Raw genomic sequence first — 11063 nt, 5'->3', positions numbered from 1 at the left:
GGTTTTCAAGACCAGTCCATTCAACCGCTCTGGCACCTCTCCAGCGGAAGTCTTCTAAACTGTGGTGGGGGCGACATCAACCGTCATTCGATTGAATTGGTAGAGTTTATTTGTCTATATGGCTCGAGGATCAGAAATCTTCTTCGTCATCATCCTCAGAAGACGGTAAGAAATCATCTTCAGAGCGCTTGCGCATGCTCTTAAGGAACGGGATTTTACCCATCCTGGCGAGGATGAACACGATACCCCCGATAAGGACCAAAATACCGATCGCAATACCAATCCAGACCCCGAGTCCAAGGCCCGCTTCTGCAGCCTGCTTTTTCGCTGCGGCTATTTCATCGGGGGTTGGTTTGCCCGCAGCGCGAGCTTTCATCTCTTTTTCAAGATCAGGAACTGCGAAGGCCTGGGTCTCTTTCTTGTCTTTATTCAAATCGACCATTTCAACTGGAACGTTGTAATTGACCTGGCCGAAGCAAAGGAGGGGGATTTCGTCAGTTGGAAGGGATTTTAGACCCACGACTGCCGCGATATGCAAAGTTCCCGGAGAAGGATTGTGATAGGCGAGCAAATCCTTCTTTCCAGTCCGTTGGAAAACAAAACCGACATTGTCTGTAAGTCCGTCATGATTGCTATCAATTGTGAAGATTCGACCTAGGTAATACGACGATTTACCGACTTCGTATTTTCCTTCACGCCAGACTTCTCCAAGCTGTATCTCGCACCGGGTGACCAAAGGACCCCCCATATTCATATTCTTTTGATCCTTACGATTGGTGCCGAAGGATTTATCACCGGGGCCCGAATCACGTGCTGGTGCCTTGGTCGATGTTGAAGGGGCACTTTGTCGCGGTTGCTGGGTCGGCAATTTAGGTTTAGTCGAGATGTGGGTTGTCGGGTAACCCTTAATTCGGCGGTTATTCCAAATTTCTAAGGGTTCTTTACAGGAATCCGACTTTCCCGTAACGGAGACAATCCCCATCCAATCGTTAATGACGACTTTGGGTTTTTCACCAGATTTACGGACATTGCTGAGAAGGGTTGAACATTTAACTACGGCCGAAATCGCGGGTGTGCTGGTAAATACGTACAACGCACACGTAAAACCAATTGCTGCCGTGTAAAAACCAGCCTGACGCAAGGTATTCATGATTCCCCCAACAAGAACGCAGTGTGTAATTTTCTTCTTTATTAACACCTATTTGTAAATACAAGCTAAACGTCTTGGGATAATTTACCGTATTTTTGTGAAGCCTCAATAATTACCAATCTATTATTATACGCTGATGATCCACGTAAGTGAATCCAATAAAAAAGGAGCACCTGTGTAAGGTGCCCCTTTTATTTTTTGCAGGATTGAGGAATTTAGGCGTCGAGTTTCAACAGTCGCGCCGCGTTCAGTCCACAAACCGATGCAACATCGTCCTCACTAAGCCCATCGACCTTGCCAACCAGACCTAAGGGGTCGGTTTCACCCATATCATAGGGAAAATCCGTACCCAAAAGGATATGGTCGGAACCATAGCGATTGATTAGATGCGATAACTGATCGGGTTCGAAGACCACGGTGTCGAAGAAGAGTTGCTGCATGTATTCGCCAGGAAGTTTGGAAATTTTGGTCTGGCAATCAGGCCGTAACGGGAAGGCGTGATCCATCCGCCCCGCATAAGCCGGCAAAAAGCCGCCGCCGTGGGCGAAACAAATTTTAAGCCCCGAGTGACGTTCCAAGGTGCCATCAAAAATCAAGTGACTGATGGCAATGCTGGTTTCCATGGGATGGCCAAGCAGGTTGATAAAATAGTGCTCGGTCAGTCGGTCTGGTTGTGTGAAGCCTTCTGGATGAACGAAGATAAGCACGTCCAACTCCACAGCCTTGGCAAAGAAGGGGTCTAAACGAGGGCTGGAGAGCTCTTCACCATTCACGTTGGTGGAGATGGCGACACCTTTCATGCCCAACTCCTTCACGCAATATTCCAACTCAGCAACTGCCATTTCGGTGTTTTGAAGGGGGACCGTACCAAGCGGGCACAAACGATCCGGGTTCTTGCTTTGAAGTTCGATCAACAGTTCGTTTGATTGACGGGAAATTTCGCGCCCGGTTTCAGAATCTGTCCAATAACAGAACTGATATGGCGGGACGGAGACAGCTTGAATGTCGATCCCGGCAGCATCCATGTCGGCTAATCGTTCGTTTAGGTCAGAGAACTTTGGGGCGAGGTCCTTGAGCTGTTGCTGGTTGGTTTCTTTGGTGATTTGACTGCCAAAGGCCAAAGCCAGGCGGCCGATTTTCTCAGCAGCTTCCTGAGTTTTGGATTTGATTTCCTGAAGCTCGGCATGGCAATGGATGTCAACAACCAAGGATTTCAGGCCATTACTGACCTGTTTGCCCGCAGCATGATCAGCATGCGGCGCGTGAGTTGCGCACTTAAAAAACATATTTGGTTATTCCTTTGATTAGATTGGATTTGTTTGTGTGCTGTTTAACCCCGTTATCAGCCTGAAATCAATAGCGCGCCTCGTCCGGTGACGGCCCCTATTTCCACGGCTTCGTGTAATCCCTCTGCCTCTGCCATGGGGCGAATATCGGTGACGATGGGCCATACTTTGCCATCGCGGACCAATTCTAGGCTTTCGATAATTTCAGCCCGCGTAACGTAGCGACTGCCAAGGATGTCCAATTCTTTGAGCAACATATCATGGGCATTAAGTTCAAACGTTTGTCCGGCCCCCCCAAGGGTCACGAAACGACCTTTGGGTGCGAGGGCTTGGATTGCCGGTTCTATTGTTTCTTTGAACGAGACGTAATCAATGGCAACGTCGATGCCTTTTCCATTCGTAAGGTCCATCAATGCTTCGACAGCGTTTCCGTCCGATGGATCAACACATTCATCGGCACCAGCGTCTTTGCAGGCCTGGAACTTGTCTGAGGCTATATCGACCGCGATTACCCGGGCCCCTGCCCATTTGGCCATCATGACTTGATGAATACCAAGCCCGCCACCCGCACCAAAGATGGCAACGGTATCGCGCCCTGTAACCTTGGCCCGTCTCAGTACTTTGTAAGGCGTGGCAATGGCGTCCATGACGACGCCAATTTCGGCTGGGTTTGATTTGTAGTCCAAGCCCTCTGGAAATTTTAGGAATAAATGCGCGGGTAGCTTGATGTATTCCGCATACCCACCGTCGCATTCTCGACCAATGTTACCGCCCGGATGTAAGCAAAGCGGCTCAAGATTGGCGTGACACATACGGCAATGACCACAGTTTAGGTAATAATAGCTGGTGACAGCGTCGCCGACCGCCAAACCTGTTACGCCCGCACCAACCTCGACGATTTCTGCGGTGATTTCATGGCCGATAATAATTGGGAACTTGGCGTCCATTCGGCCCGCCTTGACGTGCTGAATGGTTAGGCCTGAGCCACAGGCCAGGACTTTTGCAACGGCTTCGCCTGGACCTGGGGTTGGATCAGGTACTTCTTCCAACGAAAACGGTGTGTTTGGAGCGTGTAATACGAGAGCTTTCATTCTAATTTTTCCTGTTTTCGTTAATGCGTTACCGAAATCCTGTTGCTTCAAATCCATGAAGCGAGCACAATCATTCGATAAAAATAACCGCAATTATTAAATGATGCGGGTAATATTGGGGCGAGAAGGCACAATAATAAAAGCAAAAATGTTTGAACGTGCCGACTAAATTTGGGGGGTGAGCAGTCATACTGCTAGGCTTTCCGCCTCAATTTCAAGAGGACAGGGAGGAAGAACAGGGATGGCTGCCATCAATGTCACCGCGCCTTTTGACGGTTCGGAAATCGGTAAAGTTCAGAACTCTAACGCCGACGATATAGAGCGCGCGCTGGCCAAAGCGCATGCGCTTTTTCAAAATAGGGATGGCTGGATTCCCTTGCCGGAGCGGTTGGATATTTTACGTCGCACGGCGGAAATCATCAAAGAACGTCGCGAAGAACTTGCCCTTCAGGCCGCCCGCGAAGGCGGAAAACCCTTGGCCGATTCATTGGTTGAGTTAGACCGCGCGGCAGACGGCGTTGAAAACTGCGTCGAAGTCATGCGTGCTGAGGGCGGGGAAGTTATTCCCATGGGAATTAACCCTGCCTCCATGGGGCATGCAGCATTTACACAGCCCGAACCCATCGGGGTGGTCGTCGCTGTTAGCGCGTTTAACCATCCGTTTAATTTGATCGTCCATCAGGTTGCACCGGCTGTTGCAACAGGATGCCCGGTCATTGTGAAACCAGCAGAGGTAACGCCGCTGAGTTGTTTCTCCTTTGTCGAAATTTTGTATGAAGCCGGATTGCCGAAGGATTGGGCTCAGGTCGTGGTCCCTGAAAACCTTGATCTTTCAACCAAGTTGGTCACTGATCCCAGAAACGCTTTGTTTAGCTTTATCGGCAGTGCGCGAGTTGGTTGGATGTTACGGTCACAACTGGCACCCGGAACTCGGGCGGCGTTGGAACACGGCGGAGCCGCACCGGTAATTGTCGCCAAGGATGCTGACATGGCCGCCGCCATTCCCAGATTGGCCAAGGGCGGTTTTTACCACGGCGGTCAGGTTTGTGTGTCTGTACAACGTATTTTCGCCCATGCAGATATTGCGGAGGACCTCGCCGCAGCGCTTGCCGCTGAGGGCGATAAGATGAAGGTAGGTGACCCGACAGAAGCTGATACAGAAGTCGGGCCGCTGATTCGTACAGCAGAAGTAGACCGCGTGCATGATTGGGTCACGGCTGCGGTGGAGGGCGGTGCAAAGCTTATCAGTGGGGGCGAGCGCGTATCTGACAGCTGCTATAAACCAACGGTCTTATTCGACCCGCCGGGCGATGCTGAGGTCTCGCAAAAAGAAATCTTTGGACCGGTCATCTGCGTTTATCCGTACACAGACATGGATGAGGCGATTGATCGCGCCAATAGTTTGGACGTTGCATTCCAAGCAGCTGTTTTTACCAAGGACATGGATACCGCATTCAGGGCCTACAAACGCTTGGATGGAACCGCGATTATGGTCAACGATCATACCGCATTCAGGGTCGATTGGATGCCATTCGCAGGGGCTCGCCATTCAGGACACGGCGTTGGCGGTATCCCGCACACCATTCACGAAATGCAAATCCAGAAAATGATGGTTCTTCGCTCAGATGAGCTTTGAAGCAAAAACAAAAAATACAGGGAAGGGAATGTTATGAAAGCGTCTGATCTATTTGTTAAATGTCTCGAAAATGAAGGTGTTGAGCGGATTTTTGGTGTTCCTGGCGAAGAAAACGCCGACATGATGATTTCGTTGCTTGATAGTCCGATTGAATTCGTGCTGTGTCGTCACGAACAGTCTGCTGCTTTCATGGCGGATACCTACGGTCGTTTAACAGGTAAAGCCGGTGTTTGCTTGGCAACCTTAGGGCCCGGTGCAACGAACCTTGTCACAGGACTTGCTGACGCGAACATGGACCGCGCACCGGTTGTTGCGATTATTGGCCAAGGATCAACCAAACGCCTGCATAAAGAGAGCCATCAGAACATGGATTCCATCGCCATGATGGAACCGATCAGCAAATGGGCGCAGTCGATTTATGCTGCTGAAAACATTACTGAAGTCGTGCGAAAAGCCTTCAAAATTGCAGAAGCTGAAAAGCCGGGTGTTACGGTTATCGAATTGCCCGAAGACATTGCTAAGAAAGAAATTGGCGATCTTCCGATTACTCCAGCTGTGGTACGGCGTCCTGCGGCGGATCACAAAGCGGTCGTGGCTGCCGTCGATGCCATCATGGGGGCAAAGAACCCAATCATCCTGGCGGGCAATGGCGCCATCCGGAAACGGGCCGCGACCCAGCTTCAACGTTTGGCACATAACACCGGGATCGGCGTGGTTAACACCTTCATGGGGAAGGGGGCTTTGCCAATGACAGACGACCACTGCCTCTACACCATGGGTTTGGGCAGCGGCGATTATAATAATTTAGCCTTCGATGATGCTGATGTTGTGATTACGGTCGGCTATGATTTGGTCGAGTATTCGCCTGACGCATGGAACAGAAAGCCCGGCAAAACCATCGTTCATATGGATTTTCAGCCGGCCGAAGTCGATAAAGATTTCCAGGTTGCCGTCGATATTGTGTCTGATTTGGCGGATGCTCTCTGGCAGATTAACGAGGAACTTGAAAGGCGGGCGAAGGACAAGTTTCCCTTATTTGATATCTCCAGCCGGAAAAAGCTCCGTGATATCATGACCAAGGATTTTGAGGCTGAAAAGGATGATACCGGATTTCCGGTTAAGCCCCAGAAAATCCTTTGGGACGTGCGGCAATTTATGGGACCGAATGACATTGTTCTCTCAGACGTTGGCGCCCATAAAATGTGGATATCCCGTTATTATCAATGCATTGAGCCCAATACATGCCTGATCTCCAACGGTTTTTGCACCATGGGATTCGCCATGCCGGGAGCAATCGGCGCGAAGTATGCTTGTCCCGACCGCAAGGTCTTGTCGATCAGCGGCGATGCCGGGTTTATGATGAACGTACAGGAGCTAGAAACCGCCGTTCGCATGAAGCAGAACGTCGTCAGCATGGTTTGGGTCGATGGTGAATACGGCTTGATCAAATGGAAACAGCAAAACGGCTTTAATGGGAAGCATTCAGACTTGGCCTTCACCAATCCTGACTTCACCATGCTGGCAAATTCATTCGGCATGTGGGGCACGACGGTCGAAAGTGCTGACGGAGTAACGCCTGCCTTAGAAGAAGCTTTTGCTCAAGATGGGCCAGCGCTAATTGCTGTGCCTGTAGACTATGCGGAAAATATGAAGCTGACCGACAGATTAGGGAATGTATCGGTTGCGATGTAGTTGAATATGAGGGTCAGGGGGCGTATTTGGGAATATCAATCCAGAATGTGCTGCCCTTACCCTCGATACTTTCGAAGCCTATATGTCCGCCCATCTGCTCAATGATCTGTTTGCTGATGTAAAGCCCGATACCTGTACCTTCGATTTGTCCCGCTTCGCGGCCCAGACGCTCGAACGCTTTAAAGACGTTATCTTGCATATCCTTAGAGATACCTTTTCCCGTATCAGCGACACTGATGCGTAGCTTTTTATCATCTGGCTCTTCACTGGTTAGGGTAATTTTTCCGCCTGGGTGGTTATACTTAATGGCATTTGATATTAAATTTAGGAGAGTTTGTTTAAGACGCACCGGGTCTGTCCAAATGTCGGGAAGGGAGGTTTCGTTCGTTTGATCAATGAGTTCAATTTTACCTTCTTCGGCACGCAACCTCACTTGAGTCAGGCTATCTTCTATCACATCTTTCGCTGCGAATTTTCCCATGGAAACCAAAAGTTTTCCGGCCTCTATTTTACTGAGTTCGAGAACTTGGTCGATCAACTCCAAAAGATATTCACCGCTTTTAAGAATTTGATGAACTCTGTCTCTTTGAGAATCGTTAACCGGATTAACAGGGTCGTACTCCATCAGTTGAGCAAACCCCAAGACGGCATTCATTGGAGTTCGCAATTCGTGGCTCATGGAAGACAAAAATTCCGATTTGGCTAAATTGGCTTTTTCAGCTTCGACTTTGGCAACAAGGGCCTCTGATTCTCGGCGTTTCATGAGAGTTACGTCGATATGAAAATCAATCACACCTCCCGACTCAAGACGCCGCTTGCTGAGGCTGAACCACCGCCCATCGTCTAACTGATACTCGGCTCTAAAGGTGCTGACATCGTGCTCTGAAATTTTTTCTCTAATCCAGTCCTCAACGGGGACATCACCCGTTGGAATTTGCCCACTCTTAGCTATTAACCGAATAAAATCTTCGTAACTAAATCCTGGTGTCAGGGCTTCGGAAATAGGTCCTCGGATTCCTCGGTAATAGTCGTTGCAGTAGACGAATTTTTTGTTCGAATCCCAAAGAATGACCCCAACCCTAATATCATCCAAAGAGTTGAACAGGCTTTCCTGCATAAGAGTGCCCCGTTTATGAGACCTGACTTCATCGGTCTCATCTATAAGGGCACCGCGATAGCCTTGGAATTCTCCCTGTTCATCGAATACGGGATGCCCAGACATACGCAAGTCGCGCTTGTTAAGACCCTTACGATCTATTCTAAAATCATGAAAGGGCTCGTGGCTGTTCATAATGGAGCGAAGAACATCCCAATCAATTTCGGGATTGCGCAAAGAGACCTCCCAAGGCTTATTGCCGACAAGGTCTTTGACAGGAAAAATTAGCGCGCCAATGGGGGGAGAGAAATAAACATATCGGTGTTTTCGGTCCGTTTCCCAAAAACGATCACCAAGGACAGCACCATTATCAAGGTCGCTTTCACTGCCACTGGCATTTATCAGCAGTTGAGATGATTCAGCCTCATTAACTTGGCAGGCACTTGAATTATCGCCCTGATTTGATGGTGCGTTCATATGAAGCCCAAAATTAAATTATATCGAGGTCAATTAATTCGTAGATGTCTTAAGTTCGCAACTATACACCCGGGAAAATATCATCCCGATTAAAAATACTAAATTAAGTTAATGCTTATCGAGAGCGGGAGCAACAAGTACTAACTTACCACTTGGTACATGACCAAGAAATCAGTACTTATCGGCATCCCGCGTTAATATTTTTACGTTACATCTGGGTTCGGGGTTGGAAATTCATCTGGCCAATTGTCAATCAAAGTCTGCATGTACTGTTTGACGCGTGCAGGGTCTAGATTAACTGATCTCTTGATCTTATCGACCTCACCTTGAATCTCAAGTGGAACCCCAAGAGAATCCATGAACCTATTGTAAAAATTGAACAATCCACTCATCATCGTCAACTCAACCATTTCGGCTTCGCTGAATTGAGCGCGAACGGTTTCATAGACGTCATCGCGGGAACGAGCGGTGTTTTTAGTAACATGCTCAGCCCAAAGAATTGCCGCCTTTTCACGATCACTAAACAGATCAGACTCCATATAGTCGTCCGTTCCAATGACTTCGATTTGTTCGTCAGATATGCCTGCCGCTTGACCAAGCGACGTGTTGTGCGCAAATCAGTATTCGCAGCCGTTCACATGGGACGTTTTAACCACCACCATTTCTTTGAGCTTGGTGGTCAGGATGCTGCCAGCACCTTCGCGTTGCATTACCGCGTTAAAGGGAAGAAGTGTCATCAACACGAGCGGTGAATGCATCATCACGCGATAAGAATGGGGAACCCGCCCCAGCATGTCGACTGCCGCATCATAAACGGTTTTAGCCGTTGTATCGGCGATTTCTGTATCAAGCATTGTTAGTCTGTCCATTTGGGACTCTTCCTCCATTTTTCGGCTTATTTGTGCCTATTGTTCAAGTTCAAGTTCTTTGCGGACATCGTAAGATTCGACCGCACTTTCGACTTCATCGATATGTTCAATTGCCCACCCGCACAATACATTTAAAGGTTCGACGAGAGTCTTGCCTAAATCCGTCAGGGAATATTCCACTTTCGGCGGAATGACAGGGAAAACCTTGCGTTCAATCAATCCTGATCGTTCGAGTTCCCGGAGCGTTTGTGTCAGCATTTTCTGTGAAATATTTCCGATATCCCGCTTCAGCTGGGAATGACGCATGGTTTTCTTTGCCAAGCGACGGATTACCAGAACATTCCACTTATTTGAGAGACGTGTCAGCACTTTTTGGAACGGTCGAGAATCTGGAATGTCATGAATGGCCACCATAATCGAGTCCTCTTGCAATCTTGTATAACCAATGAAGGTTTTTAGTTCCTATCGATATTCTAATGAGTCTAAGTAGAAAATATTACCCTAAGGAACCAATTGGAGCATACAATACAATATTGTCTGTACTTGTCAATTTGTACGTGTAAGCGTAACGTCGTTTGATAAAATTAAATTGCGGGAGATTTTTCATGGCTCATTTACCAATAATTTCTGATGAAGATGCAGGGCCCGAGGCCAAGGTGCTTTTTGAACACAGCACAAAGATGTTTGGCCGGGTTGCGAATGCTGTTCGCGTTGCGTCTCATTCACCTAAATTATCGCAGGCAATCTTTGGGTTTCTAGTGGCCGCGTTACGCGAAGAGGTCACGGATATCTTGTCTGTCCGAACCAAGACGATGGTCATTTTGAAGACTTCGACACTCAATGGGTGCAAGTATTGAACAGGTCATAATGTAACGCTCGGTCGGGCGTTAGGCTTTGAAGAAGAACTGATCGCTGAAATTGAGGGCGATTATGAAAATTCGGATTTGTTCACTGCGGATGAGAAGGCAGCCATTAAGTGGGCCGAGGTGTTGACGGAAAAGACATACCGGGAAAATCCACAGGCTATGCCGGAACTAAAAAAGCACTTCAATGAAGCGCAGATCGTTGAAATATCAATGGTTTCTGGGTTTTTCAATTTCTGGAACAGATTTGCCGATGGTTTGCAAATCGACATTGAAGATGACCCAGTCATGAATTTATTCGCGAAATCTACCTCCGTTGATAAAGACGAATACGTCGACTTTATGCGGGACTGTTGGTGGAACGAAAAATAGGGGGCGCGTTATGGTGCAGGTGGATGAATTTCCCGACGATTTCCAAAAGGAATTTCGGGCACGGGTTATGCCGGAGTACGGTGATGCGGCGTTTGTTAAACCACCTGAATTGAAAGACTGTCGAGTCGCGCTGATATCAACCGCCGGCGTGCATCGGCGCGGCGACCGCCCCTTTACTCACGAGAGTGGTGATTATCGCATAATTGAAAAAGATCTCGCTGCCGAAGATTTCGTCATGAGCCACGTATCGACGAATTTCGATCGCTCAGGCTTTCAGCAAGACATCAACGTGGCTTTGCCGCTTGATCGATTGAACGAGCTAGCAGAAGAAGGGGTGATTGGATCGGTTGCGGATTATCACTACGCGTTCATGGGGGCGACACCTCCTGGTAAAATGAAGCCGAATATTGAGGAAATTAGCCGCACCTTGAAGAAGGATAACGTGACGGCAATTGTCCTCTGTCCCGTCTGACCGTCCTGCACGGGCGCCGTGGGCGGCCTTGGACATTTCTTAGAACGAGCAGGGTTCGC

General features: G+C 48.6%; 12 protein-coding genes. 5 read left to right on the top strand and 7 right to left on the bottom strand.

Features of this window, described 5'->3' with window-relative positions; all coding sequences use genetic code 11:
- Positions 1–130: 130 nt before the first annotated feature.
- From HOM51_09280 to HOM51_09270, 3 genes are all read right to left on the bottom strand, one after another.
- Complete coding sequence (locus tag HOM51_09280; GenBank protein MBT5034699.1) at positions 131–1150, bottom strand: hypothetical protein; 1020 nt, start codon at positions 1148–1150, stop codon at positions 131–133.
- A 215-nt stretch (positions 1151–1365) separates the two neighbouring features.
- On the bottom strand, positions 1366–2436 hold the full coding sequence (locus tag HOM51_09275; GenBank protein ID MBT5034698.1) for an amidohydrolase: 1071 nt from the start codon (positions 2434–2436) through the stop codon (positions 1366–1368).
- 56 nt (positions 2437–2492) lie between these two features.
- The gene (locus HOM51_09270; GenBank protein MBT5034697.1) at positions 2493–3527 is read right to left on the bottom strand and encodes a zinc-binding dehydrogenase; all 1035 of its coding nucleotides are present in this window, start codon (positions 3525–3527) and stop codon (positions 2493–2495) included.
- Between the two features lie 241 nt (positions 3528–3768).
- On the opposite strand from HOM51_09270, the gene HOM51_09265 reads away from it, so the two are divergent.
- Complete coding sequence (locus HOM51_09265; protein MBT5034696.1) at positions 3769–5163, top strand: aldehyde dehydrogenase family protein; 1395 nt, start codon at positions 3769–3771, stop codon at positions 5161–5163.
- Positions 5164–5196: 33 nt separating this feature from the next.
- Positions 5197–6855, top strand: a complete 1659-nt coding sequence (locus HOM51_09260; GenBank protein ID MBT5034695.1) for an acetolactate synthase large subunit — start codon at positions 5197–5199, stop codon at positions 6853–6855.
- Positions 6856–6868: 13 nt separating this feature from the next.
- Here HOM51_09260 and HOM51_09255 read toward each other — a convergent pair whose 3' ends face one another.
- From HOM51_09255 to HOM51_09240, 4 genes are all read right to left on the bottom strand, one after another.
- The gene (locus tag HOM51_09255) at positions 6869–8428 is read right to left on the bottom strand and encodes a hypothetical protein (GenBank protein ID MBT5034694.1); all 1560 of its coding nucleotides are present in this window, start codon (positions 8426–8428) and stop codon (positions 6869–6871) included.
- Positions 8429–8631: 203 nt separating this feature from the next.
- Positions 8632–8967: a carboxymuconolactone decarboxylase family protein gene (locus HOM51_09250; GenBank protein ID MBT5034693.1), complete on the bottom strand. Its 336-nt coding sequence runs from the start codon at positions 8965–8967 to the stop codon at positions 8632–8634.
- Positions 8968–9045: 78 nt separating this feature from the next.
- Positions 9046–9297 carry a hypothetical protein gene (locus HOM51_09245; GenBank protein MBT5034692.1) on the bottom strand — a complete coding sequence of 84 codons (252 nt, stop codon included), beginning with the start codon at positions 9295–9297 and terminating at the stop codon, positions 9046–9048.
- Positions 9298–9333: 36 nt separating this feature from the next.
- Positions 9334–9711, bottom strand: coding sequence for a helix-turn-helix transcriptional regulator (locus tag HOM51_09240; GenBank protein MBT5034691.1), 378 nt, complete (start codon positions 9709–9711; stop codon positions 9334–9336).
- 191 nt (positions 9712–9902) lie between these two features.
- Here HOM51_09240 and HOM51_09235 point away from each other — a divergent pair, with 191 nt between their 5' ends.
- The 3 genes from HOM51_09235 to HOM51_09225 all read left to right on the top strand — a co-directional run bounded on the left by HOM51_09235 (position 9903) and on the right by HOM51_09225 (position 11004).
- A complete protein-coding gene (locus tag HOM51_09235; GenBank protein ID MBT5034690.1) occupies positions 9903–10154 on the top strand; it encodes a hypothetical protein in 252 nt (83 codons plus the stop codon).
- 87 nt (positions 10155–10241) lie between these two features.
- Positions 10242–10532 (top strand): hypothetical protein, encoded by a 291-nt coding sequence (locus tag HOM51_09230; protein ID MBT5034689.1) that lies wholly within the window; start codon positions 10242–10244, stop codon positions 10530–10532.
- A 10-nt stretch (positions 10533–10542) separates the two neighbouring features.
- Positions 10543–11004, top strand: coding sequence for a selenoprotein B glycine/betaine/sarcosine/D-proline reductase (locus HOM51_09225; protein ID MBT5034688.1), 462 nt, complete (start codon positions 10543–10545; stop codon positions 11002–11004).
- The last annotated feature ends 59 nt before the right edge of the window (positions 11005–11063 follow it).

Source organism: Rhodospirillaceae bacterium (assembly GCA_018660465.1).
Lineage (GTDB): Bacteria > Pseudomonadota > Alphaproteobacteria > Rhodospirillales > JABJKH01 > JABJKH01.
This window is presented reverse-complemented; position numbering and strand designations above follow the sequence as displayed.

What these genes read in the sequence shown, in the direction of transcription:
- HOM51_09280 (MBT5034699.1), bottom strand. Translation starts at nt 1,150, where the DNA reads ATGAATACCTTGCGTCAGGCTGGTTTTTACACGGCAGCAATTGGTTTT.
- HOM51_09275 (MBT5034698.1), bottom strand. Translation starts at nt 2,436, where the DNA reads ATGTTTTTTAAGTGCGCAACTCACGCGCCGCATGCTGATCATGCTGCG.
- HOM51_09270 (MBT5034697.1), bottom strand. Translation starts at nt 3,527, where the DNA reads ATGAAAGCTCTCGTATTACACGCTCCAAACACACCGTTTTCGTTGGAA.
- HOM51_09265 (MBT5034696.1), top strand. Translation starts at nt 3,769, where the DNA reads ATGGCTGCCATCAATGTCACCGCGCCTTTTGACGGTTCGGAAATCGGT.
- HOM51_09260 (MBT5034695.1), top strand. Translation starts at nt 5,197, where the DNA reads ATGAAAGCGTCTGATCTATTTGTTAAATGTCTCGAAAATGAAGGTGTT.
- HOM51_09255 (MBT5034694.1), bottom strand. Translation starts at nt 8,428, where the DNA reads ATGAACGCACCATCAAATCAGGGCGATAATTCAAGTGCCTGCCAAGTT.
- HOM51_09250 (MBT5034693.1), bottom strand. Translation starts at nt 8,967, where the DNA reads ATGGAGTCTGATCTGTTTAGTGATCGTGAAAAGGCGGCAATTCTTTGG.
- HOM51_09245 (MBT5034692.1), bottom strand. Translation starts at nt 9,297, where the DNA reads ATGGACAGACTAACAATGCTTGATACAGAAATCGCCGATACAACGGCT.
- HOM51_09240 (MBT5034691.1), bottom strand. Translation starts at nt 9,711, where the DNA reads ATGGTGGCCATTCATGACATTCCAGATTCTCGACCGTTCCAAAAAGTG.
- HOM51_09235 (MBT5034690.1), top strand. Translation starts at nt 9,903, where the DNA reads ATGGCTCATTTACCAATAATTTCTGATGAAGATGCAGGGCCCGAGGCC.
- HOM51_09225 (MBT5034688.1), top strand. Translation starts at nt 10,543, where the DNA reads ATGGTGCAGGTGGATGAATTTCCCGACGATTTCCAAAAGGAATTTCGG.